Raw genomic sequence first — 25995 nt, forward strand, 5'->3', positions numbered from 1 at the left:
GGCCGGGCCGCGGCGCCCTGGCGCGGCGCCTGGCCGGGGCGGCCCTGGCGTTCGCCGCCGTTGCCGCGCGGCGCGCCGTGGCGGCGCGGCTGGCGGCTGTCCTCGTCGCGCTCCTGGCGCTCGTAGGCGGCGGCGCTGCTGCCGGCGGGCGGGGTCCAGCCCACCACCGGCTTGCGCTCGATGGTCTTGCCGATCAGGCGCTCGATGCCCTTGAGCAGCTTGATCTCGCTGCTGTCGACCAGCGACACGGCCGCCCCGGTGGCGCCGGCGCGGCCGGTGCGGCCGATGCGGTGGACGTAGTCTTCCGGCACGTTGGGCAGCTCGAAGTTCACCACTTGCGGCAACTGGTCGATGTCCAGGCCGCGCGCGGCGATGTCGGTGGCCACCAGCACGGCGACATTGCCGTCCTTGAAGCCCGACAGGGCGCGCGTGCGCGCCGCCTGGCTCTTGTTGCCATGGATGGCGGCGGCGCTCAGGCCGTCCTTCACCAGCTTTTCGGCCAGGCGGTTGGCGCCGTGCTTGGTGCGGGTGAACACCAGCACCTGGTGCCAGCCGCTTTCGCGGATGATGTGGCTGATGAGGTCGCGCTTGTGGTGCTGCTCGACCAGGTGCACGGTCTGCGTGACCAGCTCGGTGGCGGTATTGCGCGGGGTGACCGAGACTTCGCCGGGATTGTTCAGCACGCCGCGCGCCAGGCTGCGGATCTCGTCCGAGAAGGTGGCCGAGAACAGCAGGTTCTGGCGCTGCTTGGGCAGCAGGGCCAGCACCTTGCGGATATCGCGGATGAAGCCCATGTCGAGCATGCGGTCGGCTTCGTCCAGCACCAGGATCTCGACGCCGGACAGGTCGACGGTTTTCTGGCCGCAGTGATCCAGCAGGCGGCCGGGCGTGGCCACCAGGATGTCCAGCGGCTTCTTCAGGGCGCTGATCTGCGGGTTGATGTTGACGCCGCCGAACATCACCATGGACGTCAGGGGCGTGTGCTTGCCGTAGGTTTGCACCGACTCGGCCACCTGGGCGGTGAGCTCGCGGGTGGGGGTGAGGATCAGGCAGCGCGGGCGGCCCGGCTTCTTCAGCGCGGGCTTGTTCTGCATCAGCAGGTGCAGGATGGGCAGGGTGAAGCCGGCCGTCTTGCCGGTGCCGGTCTGGGCGGCGGCGAGCAGGTCGCCGCCCTTGAGGACCTGCGGGATGGCCTGGGCCTGGATGGGAGTGGGCGCGGTATAGCCGGTATCGGCGATGGCGCGCAAAAGGGGATCGGCCAGACCGAGGTCGGCGAAAGAAACAGTGGCAGTCAAAACAACTCCAGCGGCAGCCTGTCGCTCAAGTTGAGAGACTCCAATCCAGGCGTACGAGTGAGGAGAAAAGGAATGGCCCGAAACCGGGCCTGGCGTGGCGGCGGTGCGCCAGCGAACGTGTGCCGATTGGCTAGACACACTGCCCGCATTGTAGCGCATGCGTACAGGATTGAGCGGTGCCGTATCGCGTAACAATAGATAGAGCGCGTTACATCGCCGCCTGGGCAAACCCGCCCCGACCTGCTGTAATGGCGGCACTCCCGCACCGTGCCAAGGGGGCGCGGCGACGGGCGCCATGTTCCAGGACAGGAATCACGACACCATGAACATATCCCGCTGGCTGGGCCTTTCTTTGATCGCCATGGTTACCGCGCTGCTGTCGGGCTGCGGCTACAACAGCATCCAGGCCGCCGACGAACAGGTCAAGGCGGCCTGGTCGGAAGTCTTGAACCAATACCAGCGGCGCGCCGACCTGGTGCCCCAGCTGGTCAAGGCGGTGGACGCCTACATGACGCACGAGCGCGATGTGCTGACGCAAGTCACCGAGGCGCGCAGCAAGGTCGGCAGCGTGCAGATCACCGCCGACCAGCTCGAAGACCCGGCCGCCGTGCAGCGCTTCCAGGAGGCTCAGGGCCAGCTCACGTCCGCCCTGTCGCGCCTGATCGCGGTGTCCGAGAACTACCCGCAGCTCAAGGCCGATGGCCTGTTCCGCGACCTGCAGGTGCAGCTCGAAGGCACCGAGAACCGTATTTCGGTGGCGCGCGGCCGCTACGTGCAGTCGGTCCAGGCATACAACGTGCTGGTGCGCCAGTTTCCGGGCGTGATCACCGCCAAGATCTTCGGTTATGCCCCGAAAGCCAATTTCGGCGTCGCCGACGAGGCGGCCATTTCCCGGCCGCCGGAAATTCGTTTCAGCAATGATGCAAGTGCTCCCAAGCCGGCCCAGTAGCCGGCAGGCGGTCCCGCGGCGCGGGGTGCGCATGTGGCTGGCCGGCCTGCTGTTGCTGGCGCTCGGCCTGCTGGCGGGCGCGCCGGCAGGCGCCCAGCCGGCTCCCCCGGCCGCCGTGCCGGCCTTGCAGGCGCGCGTCACCGATACGACCGGCACGCTCGACGCGGCGCGCCGCCAGGCCCTGGAGCAGCGGCTGGCGGCGCTGGAGCAGCGCAAGGGCGCCCAGGTGGCGGTCCTGATGGTGCCCACCACGGCGCCCGACACCATCGAACAATACGCCACCCGTGTATTCGACCAATGGAAGCTCGGACGCAAGAATACCGATGACGGCGTGCTGCTGGTGGTGGCCAAGGACGACCGCGCCCTGCGCATCGAAGTGGGCTACGGCCTGGAAGGCGCCATTCCCGATGCAATGGCGGGCCGCATCATCCGCGAGCAGATCGTGCCGCACCTGCAGGCGGGCGACTTCGGCGGCGGCATCGAGGCCGGCGTCGCCGCCATCGAGAAACTGATCGACGGCGAGCCCTTGCCGGCGCCCGCGCCGCAGGCCGATGGCGGCGGCCAGGAAGAGAACTGGCCGTTCTTCCTCATGCTGGGGGCGTTCATGCTGGGGCTGCCGGCCATCGTGGCCGGCCTGGCCGCCGCGGCAACGTCGTGGATCGTGTTCGGCACCTGGTGGGCGGCCCTGCTGGGGGGCGTCGGCGGCTTCGCCATCAGCGGGCTGCTGGGCATGCTGGGCATCAAGCGCCGCTTGTTGAACTCGGCGCGCCGTGGCGGCCGGGGTGGCGGCGGCGGCTTCGGGGGAGGCTTTGGCGGCGGCCGTGGCGGCGGCTTCGGCGGCGGCGGCGGTTTTGGCGGCGGTGGCGGCCGCAGCGGCGGCGGCGGCGCGTCCGGCCGCTGGTAGCCGGGGCGCGGCGGCAGGCTCAGCCGCAACAATTGCCACGGTCCGCCAGCCGCTTCACCCCAGCGCGCCGGCCACCAGCACGCCCTGCTTGAACACGGCAACGTGGTGCTGCGCGTCGGCGGCCCGGCCGATGTCTTGCGTGGGGTCGCCGCGCACCAGCAGCAGGTCGGCCACGGCCCCCGCGGCGACGAATCCTCGGTCGGCCAGCCCCATCAGGTCGTGCGCCCGCGAGGTGCCGGCCACCAGCGCGTCGCTCGGCGTCATGCCGAACTCCACCATGTAGGCCAGCTCCTCGGCATTGCGGCCATGGCGGTTGAACGGCGTGCCCGCGTCCGTGCCCATGGCGATGCGTCCGCCGGCGCGGTAATACATCTGGAACGATTCCCGGTGGCGCTGCTCCACCGCGCGCGCCTTGTCCACGACGTATGACGGAATGCCGCGCTCGGCGTTGTCCAGGATGTTGCGCAGCGCGGCGATGGTGGGCACCAGGTAGGTCTGGCTTTCCAGCATCTCGCGCAGGCACTGTTCGTCCATGAAGATGCCGTGCTCGATCGAGTCGATGCCGGCGCGCACGGCGTTCAGGATGCCTTCGGTGCCCTGCGCGTGGCTCGCGGTGCTCTTGCTGAAACGCTTGGCCTCGTGCACGCCGGCGCGCATCTCGTCGAAGCTGTAGTGCGCGTCCATCGGGTTCACGCCCGGGGTCATGACGCCGCCGGTGGCCATGATCTTCACCAGGTCGCAGCCGGCATGCACCTGCTCGCGCACGGCCTTGACCACCTCGTCGCAGCCGTCGGCCACGCGGCCGGTGCGGTTGCCGTGGCCCCCCGTCATGCAGATCATGCGGCCGGCCGCCTTGATGGTGGGGCCGGGGAAGGTGCCGCGCGCGATGGCGTCGCGCACGCCGAATTCCAGATAGTCCTTGCCGCCGCAGTCGCGCACCGCGGTGATGCCGCCGCGCAGCGCCGCCTGCGCGTTCTCGAGCGCGGTAAGGGTGATCTGGGCCGGACCCTGGCGGCTCATCTGCGCATGCGGGTCGGCGCCGCCGGTGAACACCAGGTGCACGTGGCAGTCCGCCAGGCCCGGCATCAGCGTCATGCCGGCAGTATCCACGCGGCGGCCGGCGTAGCCTTCGAACTGGCCCGCCGGCGCGACCCGGGCGACCCGCCCGCCTTCCACCAGCACCGCATGGCCGGGCAGCAGCGCGCCGCGCCCGTCGAACACATTGCCGCCCGTGAACAGCAAGGGGTCGGGCTCGCTCATGATTCCACTTCCAATCCTTCGCGGGACATCGCCTGCAGCTTCGGCATCAGGCCCAGCAGGTGCCTGGTGTAGTCGTGCTGCGGGGCGTTGAACAGGGTTTCGGTATCGGCCACTTCGAGCAGCTCGCCGTATCGCATGACGCCGACCCGGTCGCACATCTGGCGGATGACCGGCAGGTCGTGGCTGATGAAGAGCATCGTCAGGCCCAGTTGTTCCTGCAGGTCCTTGAGCAGGTTGAGGATCTGGGCCTGGATCGACACGTCCAGCGCCGAAGTGGGCTCGTCGCAGATCAGGAAGCGCGGCCGGGTGGCCAGCGCCCGCGCGATGCAGATGCGCTGGCGCTGGCCGCCGGAAAACTCGTGCGGATAGCGGCGCGCCGCCGCGGCGCCCAGCCCGACGATATCCAGCAGGTCGGACACCACCTGGCGCGTCTGCGCTTCGCCGTCGGCCAGCCGGTGGAATCGGATCGGCTCGGCCACGATGTCCAGCACGCGCATGCGCGGGTTCAGCGACGAATACGGATCCTGGAACACCATCTGGATCTGGCGCCGGAAGGCATTCATCCGCTTTTCGTCCTTCAGCGCGGTGAGGTTGGTGCCGTTGAACGTCACCGCGCCGCCGCTGGGCGTGTACAGCCCGGAAATCAGCCGGGCCACGGTGGATTTGCCCGAGCCGGATTCGCCCACCAGGCCGAACACTTCGCCTTGCCCGATCGCCAGGCTGACGCCCTTGACCGCGTCCAGGGTGCGCCGGTTGCGCACCAGGAAGGCGTTCTTCAGGATGAAGCGCATGCTGAGGTCCTGGGTCTGCACCAGCGGGCCGCCCGCGTCCTGCCCGAAGTCGCGGCGCTGTCCCAGCCAGTGCGTCCCGATGTCGAGCGGCTTGGTGGGCGTCTTGACGTCCTCGATGTACGTCACCAGCGGAAAGCGCCGCAGTTTCACGTCGGGCCGCGGCACCGCGGAGATCAGGCTGCGCGTGTAGGGATGGTCGGGGTCGCCCAGGATCTTGGCGGTGGGCCCCTGCTCCACCAGCTTGCCGCGGTACAGCACCGCCACGCGGTCGGTCACATCGGCGATCACGCCCATGTCGTGCGTGATGATGATCATGCCCACCTGCTTTTCCTTGCACAGCTTGCGCAGCAGGTCGAGGATCTGCGCCTGGATCGATACGTCCAGCGCCGTGGTCGGCTCGTCGGCGATGATGATCTCGGGCTCGCAGCACAGGGCCAGCGCGATCACCACGCGCTGGCGCATGCCGCCGGAAAACTGGTGCGGATACTGCTTGACGCGCAGCTCCGGCGAATCGATGCCGACCTGCCGCAGCAGGTCCACGGCGCGCTGCTGCGCCTGCGCCGGGGTGAGGTCCAGGTGCACCAGCATGGTCTCCACCAGCTGGCTTTCCACGGTCTGCAGCGGGTCCAGCGAGGTAAGCGGATCCTGGAAGATCATGCCGATGCGGCGCCCGCGCACCTTGCGCTTGTCCGCCTCGGGCAGGGCATCGATGCGGCGGCCATCCAGGTGGACTTCGCCGCCGGCCAGGCGGCCGGGGAACTCCAGCAGGCCGATCACCGCGTTGCCGATGGTGGACTTGCCGGCGCCGGATTCGCCCACCACGCCCAGGATCTCGCCGCGGTCGAGCGTCAGCGATACGCCGTCGACGGCCACCAGCGTGCCGCGCCGGCTGGCGAATTCGATGCGCATCTTGTCGATGTCGAGCAGTGCCATGGCGTCCTCAGCGCAGCTTGGGGTTGAGCGCGTCGCGCAGCCAGTCGCCCAGCAGGTTCACCGACAGCACCAGGGCGACCAGCGCAATGCCCGGGAAAATGGAGATCCACCACATGCCGGAGAACAGGTAGCTGTTGCCGATGCGGATCAGCGTGCCCAGTGACGGCGCGGTGGGCGGCACCCCCACGCCGAGGAACGACAGGGTGGCCTCGGTGATGATGGCGATCGCCAGGTGGATGGTGGCGATCACCAGCACCGGGCCCATCACGTTGGGCAGGATGTGGCGGCGCAGGATGGTCAACGGGCCGATGCCGATCAGCTTGGCGGCCTGCACGTATTCCTTGTTGCGCTCGACCATGGTCGAGCCGCGCGCCGTGCGCGCGTACTGCACCCAGCCCGATATGCCGATGGCGAAGATCAGCACATACAGCGCCAGCTGGTCGTGCAGGTGGCGCGGCAGCAGGCCGCGCGCCACGCCGTCGATCAGCAGCGCGATCAGGATGGCGGGAAACGACAGCTGCACGTCGGCGATGCGCATGATGACGCTGTCGACGCGCCCGCCCACGTAGCCGCTGATCAGCCCGAGCGATACGCCCAGCACCATCGAGAACACCACCGAGGCGAAGCCGACGAACAGCGACACGCGCGAACCGTACAGAATGGCGGACAGGATGTCCCGGCCCTGGTCGTCGGTGCCCAGCAGGAAGGCGGCGTTGCCGTCCGGGTTCCAGGCCGGCGGGGTGTTGGCGTCCATGATGTTCAGCGACGCCAGGTCGAACGGGTTGTGCGGCGCGATCACCGGCGCGAACAGCGCGCCGGCCAGGATCGCCAGCGTGACCACGGCCGAGATCACCGCGCTGGGCGAACTCTTGAAGCTGTGCCACAGGTCGCTGTCCGCGGCGCGCGAGAAAAACGGGGCTATGCGAGCAATCATCCGGCTTCCTTTACTACTTGCTCTGCACGCGCAGGCGCGGGTCGACGGCCACGTACAGCAGATCGACGATCAGGTTGATGACCACGAAGAAAAAGGCGATCAGCACCAGGTAGGCCGCCATGACGGGGATGTCGACCATGCTGATGGCCTGGATGAACAGCAGGCCCATGCCGGGCCACTGGAACACGGTCTCGGTGATGATGGCGAAGGCGATGATGGAGCCGAGCTGCAGGCCGGTGATGGTGATCACCGGCACCAGTGTGTTCTTCAAGGCGTGGCGGAAATTGATGAGCCGTTCCGGCAGCCCGCGGGCCCGCGCGAACTTGATGAAGTCGGCGCGCAGCACCTCCAGCATCTCGGCGCGCACCAGCCGCATGATCAGCGTCATCTGGAACAGCGCCAGCGTGATGGCGGGCAGTATCAGGGCGGCCAGCCCGGACGGCGTGAGCAGCCCGGTGGTCCAGCCGCCGATGGCGATGACCTCGCCCCGGCCGAAGCTGGGCAGCCAGCGCAGCTGCACGCTGAACACCAGGATCAGCAGGATGCCGATCAGGAAGGTCGGCAGCGAGATGCCGGCCAGCGACAGGGCCATGAAGGCGCGCGACAGCGCGCCATGGCGCCGCAGCGCCGTGTAGATGCCCATGGGGATGCCGAACGCCAGCGCCATCAGCGCCGAAATGAACGACAGCTCCAGCGTGGCGGGCAGGCGTTCTTCGATCAGGTCGCTGACCGGGCGGCGATGCCGGTACGACATGCCGAAGTCGCCCTGCGCCGCGTCGCGCACGAAGCGCGCGTACTGCACGATGAACGGGTCATTCAGCCCCAGGCGCTCGCGCAGTTCGGCGCGCTGGGCCTCGGTAGTATCCTGGCCGACCATGCTGACGATCGGGTCGCCGACATAGCGGAACATGGCGAACGCGATCAACGCGACGGTCAGCATGACCAGCAGCGACTGCAGCAGGCGTCGCCCGATGAAACCAAGCATGAATCAGCGTCCTGTTGGAAGGCCGGCCGTGACGCCGGCCGGGTGGGAATGGGTCAGTCGTTCATGCCGGACCCGGCGCTGCCCGGGCATGGACGGGATAGGTGGCAGGTGTCTGACACCCTTTGGGTGCCAGACACCTGTAAGAGGCGGAACGCGCGCAGCGCTTCAAAGGCGGCCCCGCTTCACGGCATGACGACGTGGCGCAGGTCCAGCACGTCGTCGGCGCGCTGGATCACTTGCAGGCCGTCCTTGATGCCCCACGACATGGGCTGCTGGTGCAGCGGCAGGTAGCCGTAATCGTTGCGCACGATGTCGAAGGCTTCCTTGATCATCGCGTTGCGCTTGGCCTGGTCGGTTTCCACGCCGATCTTGGCGGTCAGCTCGTCGACCTTGGGGTTGCAGTAGCCGCCCAGGTTGAACTGGCCGGCGGCCGTCTTGCTGTCGCGGCACGCCGCCAGGTTGAGCAGCACGTTGTGCGCGTCGGTCGAGCTGGGGGTCCAGCCGAGCATGTACATGCTGGTCTGGTTGCCGGCCTGCAGCAGGATCTTGCCGAAATACTTGGACTTGGTCTGCGCCAGCAGATTGATCTTGATGCCCACGCGCGCCAGCATGCCGGCCACTGCCTGGCAGACCTTTTCGTCATTGACGTAGCGGTCGTTGGGGCAGTCCAGCGTGACCGTGAAGCCGTCCGGATAGCCGGCCTCGGCCAGCAGCTTCTTGGCCTTGTCCGGATCGGGCTTGTAGGGCGTGCCGAACGAATCGTCATAGCCGTTGACCGAGGTGGCCACCAGCGAGCCCAGCGGCTTGGCCGCGCCGCGCATGATCTTCTTGTTGATGGCCTCGATGTCCACCGCCAGTACCACGGCCTGGCGCACGCGCGCGTCCTTGAAGGGGTTCTTGCCCTTCACGTTGGAGAACAGCAGTTCGTCGCGATCCTGGTCCATGCCGATGAAGATGGCGCGCGCCTCGGGTTCGGTCAAAGGCTTGACGCCCGGCGCGTCTTCCAGGCGCTGCCAGTCCTGCACCGGCACCGGCTGCACGATGTCCATTTCGCCGGAGATCAACGCCGCCACGCGGGTGGCTTCCTGGGTGATCGGCTGGAAGATCACTTCCGTGACGTTGGTCTTGATGTTCTTGTCCCAATAGCCGTCGAAGCGCTTGAGCACCGTCTTCACGTCGGGCTGGCGCTCCACCAGCATGAACGGGCCGGTGCCGTTGGCGTGCAGGTTGGCGTAGTTGCCCTGGTTGTCGCCTTTGACGTTGGTGGCTTCCGTGGTCTTGTTCTTCTCGGACCACGACTTGCTCATGATGTAGAGGAAGGTCCACTCGCGCGGCAGGATCGGGTTGGGCGTCGGCGTGGTGACCTCGATGGTGTGGTCGTCGATCTTCTTCACGTCGGACGCCTTGGCGCCATAGCCCTTCATGTCCGAGCCGGGCGTCAGGCTGCGCTTCCACGAGAAGATCACGTCATCGGCCGTGAACGGCGAGCCGTCGTGGAACTTGACGTCCTTGCGCAGTTTGAAGACCCACTTGGTGGGTTCGGTGTTTTCCCAGCTTTCGGCCAGCAGCGGGGTCAGCTTCATGTCGCCGTCATAGCCGGCCAGGGTTTCGTAGATGTTGCCCTGGAAGCCCAGCGTGAACGTTTCGTTCAGCGCCATCGGGTCCATGGAGGTGGCGTCGCCCTGGTAGGCCCAGCGCAGCGTCTTGGCGTGCGCGGTGCCCGCCAGCGCGGCGGTGCAGATGGCCAGCGCCAGCGCTGATTTCTTGATGAAGGGAGTGATACGCATAGCCCTTTTGCTCCGTGTGGTGCGCGGGTGGCGCACAGAAGTGACAGGGCCCCCGCCCCAGTTCGGTTCAGGCCGGGGGCACGGCGTGCTGCTTAGGACGACGCGAGGTCTTGCGGATGGCGCTTGGCGGACGCACGCGCGGCGTGCGGGAAGGCGGCGGCGATCACTGCATAGGGCTTCGGGTTCACGATAGACCTGACCTCTGGTGATTCTGTTTTCTGGCGCGGGGTCGCCGGCGCCAATGTAGTCGAATCTTATAGAGGCAATGATTTAAGCGTCAATCGTTTTGACTTGGGGTTAGTACTTGGTTGCGTCGCGTTGGGAATGCTGGGGTGTCTGGCGTTTGCGGGGGAGCGTTCTGCTGGCCGTCGTGGCGGGGCGGGGCAGCGGGGCGGGCTTCACGGGGCCAGTCGGCCCCCTCCGCGGCCGACACCGCGTCGCTCACCTCGTCCGGGCCCTGCGGCCCTCCCTCACCCAGGTGTCAGGCACCCCATGCATGTGAGCTTGCCAGGCGAGACAGTGCACAGGGGGGTGTCTGACACGCGCACGCTCAGAAGACCGCGGGTCGAGAAGTCTTCTTCCCCCCGTCATTCCTCGGCGGCCAATTCCCGCGCCAATTCCGCGACTACCAGCTTGCGCCGCGCATCGTCTTCATGTCCCTTGGCCAGCGCCGACCATTCCGGCCGGCTGCGGGCTTCTTTCAGGGCGTCGGGCAGGCGGCCCGTGCGCCACGCCTGGTCGGCCGGGCGGTCCAGGCGCAGCGGGTCGCGCGCGGCGTGGCCGCGGTGTTCCAGGGCATGGATCAATTGCCGTTGCCGCAGCGCCAGCAGGCGCAGCACGGCGTCGTCCACGCTGATTTCGCGGTAGCCGCGCAGTTTGCCCAGGACGCGTCCGCCGAAGCGTTCCACGCCTTGCCACAGCCCGCCGGCCGCTGCGCCGATCAGCATGCCGGTGCCCAGGCTCAGGCCCGCGCTGAACAAGTCGACCGCCGCGCCCGCCATGGCGCCCGCCGCCATGCCGGTGCCCAGGTGGATGCCCATGTCTTTCAGCGCCTGCGGGTGGAACAGGTCCATGCCCCAGCGCGTGCCGTCCAGCGGCAGCTCGTCTTCGGCATAGTCGCTGCGGCGGAAGTTGTACAGGGCCAGCAGCGCGTCCACGCAGGCTTGCTCGCGGCGGCGCACCTGGTCGCGCAGCTTGCCGGCGTGGGCCTGCAGGGCGTCGTCGTCGGGCGGGCTGGCCAGGCGCAGCGCGGCCACGTCGACCAGCAATTCCGCCGCCAATTGCCAGGCCGCCTGGACGCGTTCGCGCCGTTGGCGGACCAGATCGTCAGACAAGCGTGTCAGCATGGCGGCGTGGCGATCCAGCAGCACGGCCAGCTTGGCGTACAGCTGCCGCTCGCCGTCGAGCGGCGGGGCCACGGTGTCGAATTCCAGGGCGGCATGCAGCCCCAGCCGCGCCATCGCGTCGCGCCATTCGGCCGCGCGGTGCGTCGGCGCGTTGACGAAATTCAGTATCGGCAGCAGCGGACGGCCGCAGGCGGCCAGCAAGGCCAGTTCGTCGCGATGCTTGCTCAGGACCGGATCGCGCGCGTCGATGACGTACAGCGCCGCATCGCAATCGAGCATCTTGGCCAGCACGCGCGCTTCTTGTTCGTAGCGGCGGTGCGCTTCGGGCGAGTCCAGGAAGCGCCGGATGCGCGCCGGCCCGTCCAGGCGCTCGCCCGGGGCATCCAGGCGCTCCAGATACTCCAGCAGGGCGATGCTGTCTTCCATGCCGGGCGTGTCGAACCATTCGAGCACTGGCCGGCCGTCCAGCCGCAGGCGCGCGCCTTCGACGTGGCGGGTGGTGCCGGGGCTGTCGGCCACCTGGCCGAATGCGCTGTCGCGCGTCAGCGTGCGCAGCAACGAGGTCTTGCCGGTGTTGGTGTGGCCGACCACCGCCACTTTCAACATGGATTCAGTCATCGCCGGTCTCCAGCCAGCGCAGCGGCTGGTCGGCATCGCGCAGAATGTCGGCCGGCGCCATGCCGGCGGCTGCCAGGCGCTCGCGCCAGGCGTCCAGGCGCGCGGGGGCCGCGCCGTTCTCGGCCTGGCCGGCGGACAGCCAGACGCGCGTCCGGCCAGCCTTGCCGGCCAGCGCGGCGATGAGCGCCAGCGTGCCGCGATCGGGCGTCTGGCGCGCGTCGCAGGCGATCAGCAGGCGTCGCGCGCCGGCCTGGGCCAGCGCATCGAGCAGCCGATTGCGCTGCTCGCGCGTATCGAGGTTGCCCGCGTCTTGTACGCCGGCCGGCAGATCCATGGGCGGCCAGGCGCGATCGGACGGCAGTTCCAGGCCCACCAGCACGGGCTGGTCGCCCAGGTTGGCCAGTTGCGCCGGGCCGACCTGGGGTTGATGCAGCGGATCGGCGGGCCGGTCGATGCCGGTCGATTGCGCCGGCGGCTGCAGCCGGTCGCGCAGCGCCGCGTAGCCCGGCAGGGCCGTGTCGATGCGCAGCCGCCGGCGTGCCCGCCCGGCCTGCGCCAGGCACAGCAGCCCGGCCAGCAGGCGCGGCAGCACACCATAGACGGCCACCACGCCGATCAGCCACACCGACCATTGCGCCTGCGCGGCCGCCGGCAGCACCTGGCTGTTGTCGCTGGCGCGCACCACCGCATCGGCCGGGGCGGCGAAGCCGAGCTGCGCCGGCAGCCAGCCCAGCACCCGCGTGAGCGCGACGAATGTGTCGGGTTGCAGCAAAGTGGTGGCCCAGACGAAGCGGTAGCTGGCGGTCGACAGCATGACGACCAGCGTGGCCAGCGCCGCGCCCAGGCCCACCAGCCAGAGCAGGTGGCTGATCGTGCCGAACAGCCAGCGCAGCGCGCCGGCCCGCGCCAGCAGGTTCATCAGTGCCTGGGGCACCAGGGCGGCGTCGGGGCCGCGCGCCAGCTTGCGGGTCGCCCACAGCCACAGCCGGCCCAGCCCGGTGGCGCCGCCGGGGCGCAGCAGGAACGAAGCCAGCCACAGCAAGAAGGTGACGACATGCAGGCCCAGCAGCGCGCCCACCGCCCACAACACATTGACCGGGCGGCCGCCGTCGCCGAGCGCGCCGGCCGCCGAGGCGATGCCGGCCGCCAGCGCAACCAGCAGCAGCGCGGCGAGGCTCAGCACGGCGCCCTGGCGCCAGCGGGCCACCAGGCTGTCGAGCCCTTCGCGCCGGCCGAGCAGCGCGGCGCGCAGCAGGATGCGCGCTTCCAGCGCGTCGGGCCCGCCGCGCGCCTGGCGCACCGCATCGGCGTCTTCGAGCGGGCCCCAATGTTCTTCGCGCAGCCGGATGGTCTCGGCCAGCCAGTGCGCCTGCCAGCCGTCGGATGCGGCGGGGGGGAGAGAGTCGGCGGCCGGCCGCGTCATGTCAGCGCGGCCCCGGGCAGGCGCGCCGGCCGCGGGCCGGCGGAAGGCGGCATGCGCCGGTGGCGGGAATGGCCATTCACCCGGCGCGGGGCGGGGCGGAAGGCGCGGTCGCGCCGAACCAGTCGGCCAGCTTGCGGCTGGCCTGCTGCTTGACGTCGTCGTTGATATAGAACGCCACGGTGGCCAGCGCGGCCGTCATGACGCCGAGGTCGTCGGTGTAGCCCACCAGCGGCGCCAGGTCGGGGATGGTGTCCAGCGGCAGGACGAAATAGCCCAGCGCGCCATAGATGACCCGGCGCGCCCACTTGGGCGTGTCCGGGCTTTTTACGGCGTAGTACAGCCAGAGGGCTTTCTCCAGGGCCTGCCGGCCCGCCGCGGACGCGTGGCGCGTCGCCTTGCGCCAGAAGCGCTGGTCGGAGTAGGCCTTTTCGTAGGTCGGATTGGCAATCGGCATGGTCGGTCGGGATACGGGTTGCGTCCCCGGTCAGTCATGGGCAATAGCCCATTGTAGACCCCCGGCGGGGGTTGTGCCGCGGGCGCGCCGCGCCTACCGGCGCCCGCGCATCGCCGCGCGATATTGGCCGGGAGTCACGCCGGTGGCCTGCAGGAACGCCCGGCTCAGGTGGCTGGCATTGCCGAAGCCGCAGGCCTGGGCCACGCTGGCCAGGTCGTCCGGCGTGGCGGCCAGCAGCGTCCGGGCGTGCGCCAGGCGGCGTCCCAGCACCCAGGTATGGGGCGGCTCGCCGAACGAGGTGCGGAACATGCGCGCAAAATGGTAGGTGGACAGGGCCGCCACCCCCGCCAGCGTGTCCAGCGTCAGGGCGTCGGCCAGGTGCGCGTCGATATAGTCGCGCACGCGGCGCCGCACCGCCGGCGCCAGGCCGCCCAGCGCCGCCGGGCGGCGCGGCCGGCCGGTGTTCTCGGCCAGCAGGTGGTGCAGGATGGCCTCGGCGGCGCTGCTGGCCGCCAGCCGCGCCGCCGGCGCGTCCCAGTCGGTGGCCAGCAGGCCCCGGCACACGGCGGCCAGGGACGGGTCCTGGATATAGGTGCGGTCGCGCAGCTCCAGTTCGCGCGGTTCGCGGTCCAGGCGCATGACCGCTTCGCGCGCCAGGCGTTCCGGCGCGATGTACAGGTGCAGGAAACGCACTTCCTCGTTCATGCTCCAGCGCGAATGGTGGCGCGCCGGCAGCACGCAGAACTTGCCCGCGCCGCCGTGGCGGTCGCGCTGTTCCAGCCGGAAGCAGGTTTCGCCGCCCTGCAGGTACAGCGACAGCGTATGGTGGCCGGGAGTGTCGTAGTCCATCAGCGCGCGGCCGGCGCGCTGGTCGCGGTCCCATTGCGCCACCGCCAGGCCGGCGCCCAGCGAGGCGGCACGGTCCAGCCGGACGTGCGCGTCCCGCAGGGTGTGGAACAGGGCGAAATCGGACGGTGCCGATGCGATCTTGGCCATGACACGGCCATCGTACGCCAAGGCGCCGCCGCCTGCGCGCCGGCGCCCGGCGCCTGGCGGCAAAAACCGCAAGAAACGGCAATCGCCGCCCGCCCCGGCATCCTAGACTGGGCGCTCCACGCCATTGTTCCGGCCCGCCATCGTGAATCTGTTCCTGTATTTGTTGACCGTGCTGGTATGGGGGTCCACCTGGATCGCCATCAAGCTGCAGCTGGGGGTGGTCGCCATCCCCGTATCGATCTTCTACCGCTTTGCCCTCGCCGCGCTGCTGATGCTGGCCGGCCTGGCCGCCCTGCGGCGCCTGCAGCGGCTGGACCGCCGCGGCCATCTGCTGTGCCTGGGACAGGGCGTGTGCCTGTTCTGCCTGAACTTCCTGTGCTTCTACAGCGCCACCCAGTGGATTTCCAGCGGCCTGGTGTCGGTGGTGTTCTCGGCCGCGACCATCTGGAATGCGCTCAATGCCCGGCTGTGGTTCGGCACCCCCATTGCGCCGCGCATCATGGTGGGCGGCGCGTTCGGCCTGTGCGGCCTGGCCCTGCTGTTCTGGCCCGAGCTGGCCGGCCAGCAGGCCAGCCACGAGACCTTGCTGGGCCTGGGGCTGGCCCTGCTGGGCACGCTGTGCTTCTCGACCGGCAACATGCTGTCGTCGGCGCAACAGCGCGCCGGCATCGGCCCGCTGACCGGCAATGCCTACAGCATGCTGTACGGTTCACTGGTGCTGCTGGCCGGGTGCCTGCTCAGCGGCCAGCCGTTCGCCTTCGATCCGGCGCCGGCCTACGTGGGCGCCTTGCTGTACCTGGTGTTCATCGGCTCGATCGTCGGGTTCACCGCGTACCTGACCCTGGTGGGCCGGCTGGGCCCGTCGCGCGCCGCCTACTGCACGGTGCTGTTTCCCGTGGTGGCGCTGGCCATTTCGACAGTGGCGGAGGGCTATCGCTGGACATTGCCCGCCGTGGCCGGGCTGGCGCTGGTGATGCTGGGCAACGTCCTGGTGTTTGCCCGCCGCGGCGCGGGCCGGGCGCCGGCCCCGGCCGGGGCGACGCCGGCCAGGTAAGGCCCGCGGATTTCAGCGGAACGATACATCGATGGTGGCGGTGGCCTGGAAGGGGCCGATGCGCGGCGTCGGGCTCAGCCACTTCAACGAAGCGATGAAGCCGTGCTGCACCACATTGCTGTTGATGACGCCGAGCGGCACCACCGTGTTCATGGCCAGCTCGCGCGTCGGCTGCTCCGCATCCGCCAGCACGATGCCGAAGCCGCTGTCGCTGCGCGGCAGGATGGTCGTGCCGTTGACGACCGGATGGCTGGTGCTGAAGCTGCCCACCAGCGACCGGTTGCTGCACTGGTTGCCGGCGTTCGGGCCGGTCATGTTGATCTCCACCGTGAACGGCACGGATTTCTCGATCGCGCCGACTTGCGCGCGGTTGGCCGGGATGCGCCCGAAATTCACCGAGTTGCCCTGGTTGGCAATTACCTTGATGTCCGGGTTGCAGGCGATGAAGTGGATGCGTCCCAGGCCCGAGATCGCGGCGCGGTAGTTGGAGTTGGGACGGCTGTTCAGGCCGCCCACGCCATCCACCTGGAACAGGTCGTAGGTGCCGGTGTTGTTGATCTGCCCGTTGGCCGGCGGCGCCGCGCCGGTGGCCCTGATGAACACCGAAAACGTGACCGTCACCACTTGCGAGGTGGCGCAGCGGGACGCCCGCGAGGTGTTCCAGTACAGCCTGCAGTTGGTGCTGTTGGCGGGCGGCGCGGTGCCGGGGCCGACAATGACCCGACCGCCGTAGTCCAGCTCGTGGTTGACCGACTGGTAGGTCACGCCGACCTCAATGGAGGGATGGATCTGCGACAGCGTCTGGGCCGGGTCCCAGTACAGGTAGGCGTTCTCGCCCTGCGGGAAATTGTCGGTATCCACGCAGCGGAAGCTTACCGTGAAGTTCTCCGAGCGCCACAGCAGCCGGCCCGCGGTGATGTCGCCGGTCGACACGTAGATGTCCTCGTTCAGCGTGATGGTGCGGCGTATCGCCTCGGTCTGCGCATCCTTGCACGACAGCGCCAGGGCCGCCTGGGGCACCCCCAGCAAGGCCGCCAGCAAGACGATGAGTTTGGTCCAGTACGGATGAAACATGGCTAGCTTCCTTGTGGCCGCCCGTCGGGACGGCATTGCATTGCGACGTGCCGGTAGCCCGCCTCGGACGGCTCGAGCTCGGCAGGCGGCAGGTCATCCAGGTTCAGCAGGCAGCGCTCGCCCGGGGCGTCGCCCCACTGCACCGCCAGCACGTCGCCCGGCCGGACGCCGCTGACGAAGACCTGGCCTTGCGGGCCGGCCACGCCGCGATTGAGCCCGTCGCTGTTGAACACGTTGGCGCCCAGCGGCAGCGGCTTGCCATCGGGCCGCGTGGTGCGGATCATCAGGCTGCTGCCGCGCCGCGTGTCGAAGTCGACCCGGGCGATTGCTCCGCGCGTCGGCACTACGTTCACCGCCGCCTTGCTGGCGTCGATGTCGCTGCCCAGGTCGTCGGTGCGCAGCGCCACGCGGTTGAAGCGGTACGGGCTCATGCCCGAAATGACGGCATAGCCGTTGTCATCGACGCGCACGCCCGACTGGTTCTCGACGCCGATGCCGGCGCCGTCCGGCGCATGCACCAGCACGCTGGTGCGCTGCAGCGGCTGGCTCAGGGTCAGGCCGCCGCCGTGCACGATCGCGCCGCCTCGCACGCCCCAGTTGAACTGGCTGTATCGCTCCGAGCTCATCACGCCGGCGCTGAGCGCGCCCTTGCTGCCCAGGTAGTCCACGTTGGCCGTGCCGGTGGTGCCGGCGCCGTCCGAATGGCCGGCGCTCACGCCGTAGCCCAGGCGGTTGTCGTCCAGCGCGGTGCCGCTGACGCCGGTCTGGTAGCTGCTGCCGGACTGGCGCGAGTGGGTATAGGAAGAATTGGAACTGATGCGCGACGTCTCCGGGCGGCCCAGCGGGAACGACAGCGTCAGGCCGACCATGCGGTCGTTGTAGCCGTACTGGCTGCGCGTATCGCGCACGAACAGGCCGTACGTCATGAATTTCACGCGGCCGTTCACGCCGACCTGGATGTTGCGCTCCTTGTCATTCGAGCCCCAGTACGTCTGGTTGTTGTAGCTGGCGTACAGCGAGTGATCGTTCGACAGGCGCTGGTTGACGGCGACTTCCAGCCGGCTGCGCTTGTTGTAATAGCGATTGGACTGCACGTGGCGCTCGCGCGACGAGGACCAGCTCGGCGTGCCGTCGAAAGTCTCGCGCGGGTCCCAGTAATTGGCCTCGTAGTAGCCGTTGCGCCATTGATCGCGCTCCGCCGCCGCGTCATTGAAGTCGTAGTAGCCCGAAGTCGAATAGCGGTGGCCCACCAGGCGGAACTCGGTGCCGAGCTCATTGAGCGACTTGGAATACAGGAAGCGGTAGCTCTGCCCGGTCTTGGTGTCGCCGTTGGCAAGCTTGGTGCGGGCCGCCGTGACGTCGAACGACACCGACCCGAAGCTGCCCAGGCTTTGCGCCACGCCGAGCGCGGCCGCGCTGTAGTTCTCCGCCAGCAGCAGGCCGCCGTACGGGGTCGTGTTCGATTCCAGGCCGCGCGCCAGCGTGGCCTGCACGAAGGCCGGCCGATAATCCGTGTAGCCGTTGCGCAGTTCGCCGGCGTTGATTTCATAGCGCCACAGGCCCGGGCGCAGCATGGTTTCCACCGCCGAGAATGCCTGGCTGTAGCGCTGCACCGAGCCATCGGCCTCGATCACCGACACTTCCAGGTCGCCGCTCATGCGGTTGGGCACGATGTCGCTGATCTGGAACGGGCCCGGCGCCACATTGACCGCGTAGATCAGGCTGCCGTCCTGGCGGATCTCGACTCGCGCATTGCTGGCGGCCACGCCGCGCACCACTGGCGCGTAGCTGCGCTGGCTGTACGGCAGCATTTCGTCGTCGCTGGCGAGCTGGGCGCCGCGGAACTGCACGCTGTCGAACACGCCGTTGGCCGTGTAGGTGTCGCCCAGCGTGACGCGGCTGCGTATCGATTGCAGGTCGCGTTCCGCCCACACGCTTTGCGTGCGCCACTGCGTGTCGCCGCCGCTTTCGTGGTTGACCGTGGCATTGTGGCGCAGGCGCCAGGCGCCCAGGTTGATGCCGCTGTTGAACGAGGCGAAAAAGTAGTCCGAGTTGCCGTAGCCTTTCTGGTGGTTGTGCGTGCCGTTCAGGTTGTAGTTCACGAACGCGGCATTGATGCCCTGGTCGCGCAGCGACGGCTGGATGAAGCCGCGCGGCACCGCCACCAGGTAGCGCTGCGGCACGCTCAGGTCCAGGCGCTGCTGGTTGCCGTTATAGGCGACGTGCGCGTCCGGAATCAGCGCGGCGATGTTGGCGCAGGCCGCCGGCGTGGCGGCCTCGGTGGCCGTTTCCGGCAGCAGCACGCCCCAGTTGGCCAGTTGTGTCCGGTTCAGGCAAGGTTCGACGCGGGCCGCGGCGGACTTGACGAAAACGATGTCTTCGCGCGCGGTTTCCGTGCCGTTCAGGTAGACCGTGAACGGATACGTGCCCGGCAGGATGCCGCCCGGGCTGGTCAGCGCGGATACGTCGGCCTGGCGCGCGTCGCCGCGCAGGAAGTCCAGGTTGAATTCCTCTTGGGCGGCGGCGGGCTGGCCTGCGCCCAGCGCGCAGACAGCGGCGGCCAGGGGCGCCAGGCGAGGGACGACGAGGCCCCTCCGCGCCGCGGCGCGGATTCTGCAAAGCAAGATAGGCATGGTGAGCGGCGTGCGGGTCGTCAGTGCTGCAAGGGCACGTCGGCAACGTCGGAAACGCCGCCGTAGTCGTTGATGTAGCCGAAGCGCAGCGTGCCGCGCGAGGCGAGGTTCAGCTGCCGGAGCGGCACGGACAGCGTCTGGCCGGGCGCGATCATGTCTACATCGATGCCCTGGCCGGTGCCGCCGGCGGGCCGGTCCTGGATGTGCGCGAAGGTGACATGCAACGGGCTGGCGTTGCTGATCTTCAGCGTCTGGCCGTCGATACGCCATTGCAGGGCGCGCGCGGCCTCATCCAGGGTCGTCTTCAGGCCGGCCGGCCGGTAGAACAGCTTGATGCGGGTGCGGATCGCCACTTGCAGCGCATTGGCGGCCTCCGAGCGCGGCGGGATTTCCTGGATGTTGATCCAGAACAGGGATTCTCGGTCGCCAGGCAGGCCCTGGCCGGCATAGATGGTGCGCACCAGGGCTTCTTCCCCGGGCGCCAGCCGCATCAGCGGCGGCGTGATCGCCATCGGCAGGTTTTCCGGCATGACCGTGGCGTCGCCGGTATCCAGCCAGGTCTGCACCATGTAGGGCAGCGTGCTCTTGTTCGAGATCGCCACTGATGCCGAGGCGGCCTGTCCGTGGTAGACCACGCGCGTGGCCTGTACGTGGACGGCTGCCTGCGCGGCGCCGTGCAAGGCCAGGCCGAGCGTCGCCGCGCAGGCCAGGCGCCTGGCCCATGCCGCGCAGCGGTCGAATGCTTGGAAGAAAATCATGACAGTGCTCTGCGATAAAGCTGGCTATGCGCGGCGACCGGTGCGGGAATCGCTCCGCCCGCCGCGTTGCTTCGTTGCCGGACGCCGGCCGGATACCGCCCCGGCCGGCGCCCCGCCTTGCCGATCAGCGATACTCGATCGAGAAGGTCGAGGTGGCGTTGGCTTCGCCGGCGCCCACGGTCTGCTCGAAGGACTTGTAGCGAGCCTTCAGGTTGACCGTCGCGGTGCCGTCGGCGCCGACATTGACGATGGCCGGATCGGTGATGTCCTGGTTCAGCGGGAACACCTTGTCGGTGTTATCCAGGATTTCGATCCCCACGCCGGTGGCCACGCTCACGGCCAGCAGCTCGGGATGGCCGGCGGGAGCCTGGCCGTCGAAGCGGATGGTGTAGGCGCCCGGGTCGCAGTTCTCCAGGCCGATGGTGAAGGCCTTGGACGACGACACATCGCCGACGTTCTTGAACAGCGAAGTCGGGTACGTGCCGATGACCACGGTCTGGTCCTTGGTGGCGCTGGTCACGTCGCAGGTCGACTGGATGATCTCACCTTCGAATTTGACCGTGCCGGTCGCGGCCTGCGCGGCCACCGGCAAGACCCCCGCCAGGGCCAGGCCCAGGGCGGTCCGTTTGAAAATAGAAGTCACGCTGGAGTTCATGAAGAGTTTCCTGAAAATAAAAAAACGGAGATCCGGGCAAGTGCCTTATGGCAGTTTGTTTCGTGTCGCCGGCAATTATTCGAATGAATTGCAATGAGCCCAGCAGTTAATGCCCTTCTCCTTTCCGAATAATGCCGAACAACACAACTGATAATGAGCTCGGCGACAGAATATCGAAGGGATAACAAAAAGCTACGTTTTCTACGATCAAGAAAAGTCAATTTTCAAACCTTTTGTTTTTTGCGATGTCAGGTTTGAAAAGCAAATCGAAAGCTGCGTTTTTATTCGTATGAATATCCACTTCTTTCATTATGTCGGCTGAATGGACATAATTGGAAATGTTGTTTTAGTGGCTTAATGTAAATAACGCGCCGGCATTCCGCCCACGACAAAAAAGGGCTGGTGTCAAGCCCTTCGTACCAATGACTGACGGCATGAAACGGTAAGTGGGACAATAGGTTATCTATTGCGGAGGCGGCTATGGGAGGTCTCAGTATTGTGAGCTAGGAGCCACATAGGAGCGTCGGGAGAGTAAGGGGCATCGTGCTTCGTAGGGCTCGATTGCCTACACAGCGGCGCTTATCGGTTCATCGTAGCCCAATACGTCGTCACTTTTCAGAACAACGAATGCGCAGCTTCGGGCTACGCGCCCGAGGAATCATCCGTTTAGTCAGCGACCAGCATCCGCTCGATTTCGGGTGTGTGGTATTGCTGCAAAGGGATCGGGCGACTCATGCCGGCTGATGAACGCAATGCGCATCAGCCGGCCAGTCGATTTTTCGGATCCACGCTTGGCGTTGGAAAGCGCCACGCTCGGCTTGTCCCCTGATGGAGGACGCGCACAGTCTCATGCAAGCGACCGGGTCAGGCTTCCAACAGGTGCTGCAGGTAATGCGCGACATCGACTGTTTCAATGCCGTGTTTTGCATTGAAGGTGTTGGCCTTGTCCCACCACATCCCATCACCCAGCGCGAAGGCGGCCCGGTAGCGCGTCATGACATCATCAGGAGCCAATGCAAGGTCGGCGCGCAACTTATCCAGCGACCACAGCGTCTTCTCGAACGCATATCCGGTGACGCGCTCGACGACCTCGGCCAACTCGCCATAGGAAATCGTATCGCCGGCCACATACACCACCTCGTTGGCGATGCGCGGCTCGGCCAGCAGTATCTCCGTGGTGAGCCTGCCAATGTCTTCCGGCGTCGTGACCGTGACCCTGGTGTCCCAGGTGCCCAGGCCATGGACAGTCCTGGCGGCAAGGTTCACCACGTCGAACGCCGGCTCGAACAGGAAGCTGGTGAACATGCCGGTGGAGATGATCACCCACTCGGTCTGCTGCTGCGCGCGCAGCAGTTGGCGTACGTCGTATTGCTCGTCGAACACCGGCTGGCCGCTGCCTTGTCCGACCACATCGTAGTCAACGCCGAACTGCCACGGGAAATAGCGCTCGACCTCGGCGTCTAGCGCGGCGCGGGTGATTTTCAACTGCGTGCCGGGGCCAGCGACAAAGCCGGTGCAATTGACTACCGTGCGATAGCGCTCAAACAAGGCTTGCAGGGCGGCGGCATCGCCCGCCAGATCGAAGCCAATGACCTCCACGCCCAACGCCTGCAGGATACCGAGACTTTCGATATCGCCGGGGCGGGAGCTAGAGACAGTCTGCGGTGAGACAACAACCGTGACCGATTGGCGGCGCTCGGCCGCGCGCGGAGCGAGCGCACGCAGCACCGCCATGCCCAGTTGACCGGCGCCAAGGACCAACAGGTCACGGCGATTGGATTCTTTTGCTGACATAGACATAATTTCTCATAATCAAATAAATGAATGATTTCGCACCAGCCCGCGAGAACGGTCAACGAGCGACTCCGTGACGAGAATCACGCAAAATTGTGCTTCCATACTTGTCACATGCATGGAAGTTTAGTTCCATGGCAGTAGATGAAAAAGCGGACAAAGCAACATTCAATATTTGAATAAATGCAATAATTAGTCATTTCAGTCCTGATGCGATGAAGGCTCCAACCCTGGCGCCTTAGCGCGCCCACCCTCACAAGGAGATGTTCACCATGGATAGACTGCAAGCCATGGAGACTTTCGTGCGCGTGATCGAGGCCGGCAGTTTCAAACAGGCTGCCAATACGCTGAACGTGCTTCCCTCAACCGTCACGCGCAACATCAAGGAACTGGAATCGCACCTCGGCACGCGGCTGCTCAATCGCACGACGCGCGCTGTCAGCGCCACCGATGCGGGTCTGCGCTTCTACGACAGTTGCAAGGCGATCCTGCGTGAACTGCAGGAGGCAGAGGCCCAAGCCTCTCAACAAGCCGAAGCGCTGCACGGCACGATCAAGATCGGCACCACCTCGTCGCTGGCGAGGCATTGCCTGATTGCAGCCTTGCCGGCGTTCATGCGCCGCCACCCCCGAGTCGAACTGGAACTGCATCTGTCTGACACCACGGCAGATGTCGTTCGACAGGGACTGGACTGTGTCATCCGCACCGGCACCCTACGCAGCTCACAGTTGGTGGCCCGGCGCATCGGCCGCTTTCACTGGATCGTCTGCGGCGCCCCGGATTACCTTTCGCAGCACGGAACGCCTGACAGCCTGCAGGCCTTGCAACAGCATGTCGCGGTAGGCTACCTCGGCGGCCACGCTGGCCGCCTGGCACATTGGAATTTCCAGGACGGCGCGCAGACCATTGCCATTGCCATGCGGGAATGCATACGCGTTGATGACACCGACGCCTACGTGGAAGCCGGTATCGCCGGCCTGGGCCTGATCCGCGTGGCCAGCTACATGGTGCGAGATCACTTGGCTGCAGGCCGACTGGTCCGTGTGCTGGAGGCGGCGCATGCCGAACCGGAGCCAATTTCCGTTCTTTACCCACACAGCCGGCACCTTTCCCCGGTCGTGCGGGCTTTCGTCGACTGGGGCAGCGAAGTGGTGGCGCGGGCATCAAGCCAGTGGTGATGCAACTGGCCATTGAAGACCTGCGGCTCCACCCTGATTCTGCGCTCTTACAAGTTTTCGATCCTGTGCGATGAAGGCTCCCAGCACGCGGGTGACTACGACTGCCTCAGTCCCCCGGCTGTGCTCGCCAGAATCTCGGCCAGAGAACACGGCGCGCATCCAGTCAAACGCTCGATGTCACCGCTGACGAGGTCATAAGCGCCGCGCGCCTGCCGCGCCTTCATGGATATCACTGCGTCGATAATGACCTCAGGCAGCCCCGCCTTGATCAGCCCGGCTCGCAGTCCTTCGGCGGGCATCACGTTCAAGACGAAAGGACGCTGCACAAGCTGCTCAATCAACCTGCAGACCGTTTCACTGCGCAGGACGTCAGATCCCGTCAACTGATAAATGGCGCCCTCGTGGCCCTCACTGGTCAGTGCAGCGGCTGCCGCTTTGGCCACATCACTGCGCGAAACGAAACTGACGCGACTGTCCGCGAGCGCGGAAAGCCCGCCTGCAGTCAAGGACATCCGCACCTCTTCGGCCAGCGTCTCGGAAAAATAGCTCATTCGCAGAATCGTCCAAGCCGGGATCGTGCTCTTGATCAACGCCTGCTCACTGTGCCAGTACGCCGCGCCAACGGCTGGCTCCTCCTCACGTTGCGTCCCGGTTGCCGACAACAGGAAGACGTGGCCGACCTGGGCGCGTGCCGCCGCATCCAAGGCCGCCAGCATCTGGCGTGAGCGGATCCCCGGCCGCAAATCAGGCCCGGGAATCAAGAGCAGGCGATCCAGGCCCTGATAGGCCGCCACCAATGTCTCGGGTTGGTCGTAGTCGCCCACGCGGCCTGCATAGGCTCGATCGGTCTTGGGCGTGCGCGAAATCGCCACCAGATCTTCGGTCGCGACCGTTTCCACCAATGCCTGGACCACTGCGCTGCCAAGCTGGCCACTGGCACCGCTCACACCTATTCTCATCATCACACTCCATAGTTATTTATTGTTCGTTAGGATAAATTGGTTCCTATAATCCAACAAGAACGCACTAATTCATGCGTGAGGTACACCAATGTTCCTGTCGGCACAAAGGAGAAGCCATGGAGAATTTGGAGGCTGAATGTCGCGGCCTGGCAGACGTGATTGCACGCATTGGCGACAAGTGGACGGTCATGGTCTGTGGCCATCTGTCAGAAGGCACCCACCGTTTCAACGCGTTGAAGCACCGTATCCCCGGCATCTCTCACCGGATGCTGACCATCACCCTGCGCGGACTCGAACGCGATGGACTGGTGGCGCGCAAGGCCTATGCCACCGTCCCGCCGAAGGTCGAGTATTGCCTGACCCCATTGGGGCGAAGCCTGACAGAACCTCTGGCAGCCCTGGCAAGTTGGGCGCGAGAGAACCGGCCGGCCCTTGAACAAGCCCGTGCCGCATTTGATCGTCGTACCGCGCAGGACTGACCTGACCTTGTCGGAGAGCAGCGCTGGCGCTGTGAAGTGATGAAGCACGCCGGTAATCAGCGGCGCATGCGAGGCCTCATCCCATCAAGTCGCGCCACTTGGTCATGCGCGCGCCCAGGTCGAGCGTATCGCCATCCACGCTGAAGCGGCCGTCGCCCTGGTGATGGATCAATCGCGTTTCCTTGCGCGCGGCGTCGATCCAGATACGCTGGACCTCCAGCACCCAAAGGTTGTAGCGGCGTGCCCAGCCGTCATCGGCGACGCGGCATTCCAGGTTCGCCCAACACTCGCGCACCAGTGGCGCCTCCACGGTTTGCGCGGATGCGGGTGTCAGGCCGAAATGGGCGAACTTGTCGAGCGACTCGCCCGAGCAGTTGCCGATGTCCACCACCGCCTCGGCCAAATCCACCGTGGGCACGGCCAGCACGCATTCGCCTGTGTCCGACAGGGCGTGATGGCTGTGGTCCCATGGCCCTATGATGGCCCCGACCAGGGGCGGATCGTGCTGCATCATCATGTGGAAGCCCATCGTCATCAGGTTGGCGCGGCCATCGGCATCGCGCGTGGCGACCAGCACGATAGGGCCGGATTCGAGGATGCGGTAGGCCTTTTCGGCAGGCAACTCGTTGAGCATGGTGTGATCTCCTGATGCACCAGAGAGGCACGCAGCATCCAGCCGCGTGCCCGCCCTCGTGCGAATTTACTCCGCGAAATCAGTGGCATCGGATGCGCC

22 protein-coding genes are annotated in these 25995 nt (G+C 67.0%); 5 read left to right on the plus strand and 17 right to left on the minus strand.

From position 1 onward, the window contains the following. Window positions 1-1295 (minus strand): DEAD/DEAH box helicase (locus CAL24_RS00520; RefSeq protein ID WP_249278452.1); only part of this gene is annotated, 1295 nt, incomplete at its 3' end. A 322-nt stretch (window positions 1296-1617) separates the two neighbouring features. Here CAL24_RS00520 and CAL24_RS00525 point away from each other — a divergent pair. After that, window positions 1618-2244 (plus strand): LemA family protein, encoded by a 627-nt coding sequence (locus tag CAL24_RS00525; RefSeq protein WP_038853286.1) that lies wholly within the window; start codon window positions 1618-1620, stop codon window positions 2242-2244. Between the two features lie 31 nt (window positions 2245-2275). Beyond that, entirely contained in the window at window positions 2276-3148 is an 873-nt protein-coding gene (locus CAL24_RS00530) for a TPM domain-containing protein (protein WP_028353776.1), read from the plus strand. Window positions 3149-3202: 54 nt separating this feature from the next. On the opposite strand, the gene CAL24_RS00535 is transcribed toward CAL24_RS00530, so the two are convergent. The 9 genes from CAL24_RS00535 to CAL24_RS00575 all read right to left on the minus strand — a co-directional run bounded on the left by CAL24_RS00535 (window position 3203) and on the right by CAL24_RS00575 (window position 14675). After that, window positions 3203-4408 (minus strand): metal-dependent hydrolase family protein, encoded by a 1206-nt coding sequence (locus CAL24_RS00535; protein WP_028353775.1) that lies wholly within the window; start codon window positions 4406-4408, stop codon window positions 3203-3205. Then, the gene (locus tag CAL24_RS00540) at window positions 4405-6132 is read right to left on the minus strand and encodes an ABC transporter ATP-binding protein (RefSeq protein ID WP_094805463.1); all 1728 of its coding nucleotides are present in this window, start codon (window positions 6130-6132) and stop codon (window positions 4405-4407) included. Before CAL24_RS00540 ends, CAL24_RS00535 begins: the two co-directional genes overlap by 4 nt. A 7-nt stretch (window positions 6133-6139) precedes the next feature. Beyond that, window positions 6140-7066, minus strand: a complete 927-nt coding sequence (locus CAL24_RS00545) for an ABC transporter permease (RefSeq protein ID WP_094805464.1) — start codon at window positions 7064-7066, stop codon at window positions 6140-6142. A gap of 13 nt (window positions 7067-7079) precedes the next feature. Beyond that, on the minus strand, window positions 7080-8051 hold the full coding sequence (locus CAL24_RS00550; RefSeq protein ID WP_028353772.1) for an ABC transporter permease: 972 nt from the start codon (window positions 8049-8051) through the stop codon (window positions 7080-7082). 182 nt (window positions 8052-8233) lie between these two features. Further along, window positions 8234-9838, minus strand: coding sequence for an ABC transporter substrate-binding protein (locus tag CAL24_RS00555; protein ID WP_028353771.1), 1605 nt, complete (start codon window positions 9836-9838; stop codon window positions 8234-8236). A 587-nt stretch (window positions 9839-10425) separates the two neighbouring features. Next, window positions 10426-11802 carry a GTPase/DUF3482 domain-containing protein gene (locus CAL24_RS00560; protein ID WP_028353770.1) on the minus strand — a complete coding sequence of 459 codons (1377 nt, stop codon included), beginning with the start codon at window positions 11800-11802 and terminating at the stop codon, window positions 10426-10428. Further along, the gene (locus tag CAL24_RS00565; protein WP_028353769.1) at window positions 11795-13225 is read right to left on the minus strand and encodes a DUF2868 domain-containing protein; all 1431 of its coding nucleotides are present in this window, start codon (window positions 13223-13225) and stop codon (window positions 11795-11797) included. The genes CAL24_RS00560 and CAL24_RS00565 overlap by 8 nt, the downstream gene beginning before the upstream one ends. 76 nt (window positions 13226-13301) lie before the next feature. Then, window positions 13302-13679: a YkvA family protein gene (locus CAL24_RS00570; RefSeq protein ID WP_028353768.1), complete on the minus strand. Its 378-nt coding sequence runs from the start codon at window positions 13677-13679 to the stop codon at window positions 13302-13304. A 93-nt stretch (window positions 13680-13772) separates the two neighbouring features. Next, window positions 13773-14675, minus strand: a complete 903-nt coding sequence (locus tag CAL24_RS00575) for an AraC family transcriptional regulator (RefSeq protein ID WP_094805465.1) — start codon at window positions 14673-14675, stop codon at window positions 13773-13775. A gap of 142 nt (window positions 14676-14817) precedes the next feature. Here CAL24_RS00575 and CAL24_RS00580 point away from each other — a divergent pair, with 142 nt between their 5' ends. Continuing rightward, window positions 14818-15729 (plus strand): DMT family transporter, encoded by a 912-nt coding sequence (locus CAL24_RS00580; RefSeq protein ID WP_028353766.1) that lies wholly within the window; start codon window positions 14818-14820, stop codon window positions 15727-15729. 12 nt (window positions 15730-15741) lie between these two features. Here the strand turns inward: CAL24_RS00580 and CAL24_RS00585 are convergent, their stop codons facing one another. The 5 genes from CAL24_RS00585 to CAL24_RS00605 all read right to left on the minus strand — a co-directional run bounded on the left by CAL24_RS00585 (window position 15742) and on the right by CAL24_RS00605 (window position 22643). Beyond that, window positions 15742-16803 (minus strand): fimbrial protein, encoded by a 1062-nt coding sequence (locus CAL24_RS00585; RefSeq protein ID WP_028353765.1) that lies wholly within the window; start codon window positions 16801-16803, stop codon window positions 15742-15744. Window positions 16804-16805: 2 nt separating this feature from the next. Next, window positions 16806-19436 (minus strand): fimbria/pilus outer membrane usher protein, encoded by a 2631-nt coding sequence (locus CAL24_RS00590; RefSeq protein WP_051439357.1) that lies wholly within the window; start codon window positions 19434-19436, stop codon window positions 16806-16808. Between the two features lie 20 nt (window positions 19437-19456). Then, complete coding sequence (locus tag CAL24_RS00595; RefSeq protein ID WP_081760369.1) at window positions 19457-20194, minus strand: fimbrial biogenesis chaperone; 738 nt, start codon at window positions 20192-20194, stop codon at window positions 19457-19459. A 124-nt stretch (window positions 20195-20318) separates the two neighbouring features. Beyond that, window positions 20319-20849, minus strand: coding sequence for a fimbrial protein (locus CAL24_RS00600; RefSeq protein WP_028353762.1), 531 nt, complete (start codon window positions 20847-20849; stop codon window positions 20319-20321). A gap of 864 nt (window positions 20850-21713) precedes the next feature. Further along, window positions 21714-22643 (minus strand): aromatic alcohol reductase, encoded by a 930-nt coding sequence (locus CAL24_RS00605; protein WP_028353761.1) that lies wholly within the window; start codon window positions 22641-22643, stop codon window positions 21714-21716. A gap of 272 nt (window positions 22644-22915) precedes the next feature. Here CAL24_RS00605 and CAL24_RS00610 point away from each other — a divergent pair, with 272 nt between their 5' ends. Next, window positions 22916-23821 (plus strand): LysR substrate-binding domain-containing protein, encoded by a 906-nt coding sequence (locus tag CAL24_RS00610; protein WP_094805590.1) that lies wholly within the window; start codon window positions 22916-22918, stop codon window positions 23819-23821. A gap of 95 nt (window positions 23822-23916) precedes the next feature. Here the strand turns inward: CAL24_RS00610 and CAL24_RS00615 are convergent, their stop codons facing one another. After that, window positions 23917-24768, minus strand: coding sequence for an NAD(P)H-binding protein (locus tag CAL24_RS00615; protein ID WP_231501696.1), 852 nt, complete (start codon window positions 24766-24768; stop codon window positions 23917-23919). Between the two features lie 131 nt (window positions 24769-24899). Here CAL24_RS00615 and CAL24_RS00620 point away from each other — a divergent pair, with 131 nt between their 5' ends. Further along, window positions 24900-25262 carry a winged helix-turn-helix transcriptional regulator gene (locus CAL24_RS00620; RefSeq protein WP_028353758.1) on the plus strand — a complete coding sequence of 121 codons (363 nt, stop codon included), beginning with the start codon at window positions 24900-24902 and terminating at the stop codon, window positions 25260-25262. 76 nt (window positions 25263-25338) lie between these two features. Here the strand turns inward: CAL24_RS00620 and CAL24_RS00625 are convergent, their stop codons facing one another. Next, window positions 25339-25896: a flavin reductase family protein gene (locus tag CAL24_RS00625; RefSeq protein WP_028353757.1), complete on the minus strand. Its 558-nt coding sequence runs from the start codon at window positions 25894-25896 to the stop codon at window positions 25339-25341. Between the last annotated feature and the right edge of the window lie 99 nt (window positions 25897-25995).

The organism is Bordetella genomosp. 2 (genome assembly GCF_002261345.1).
Classification (GTDB): Bacteria; Pseudomonadota; Gammaproteobacteria; order Burkholderiales; family Burkholderiaceae_B; genus Bordetella_A.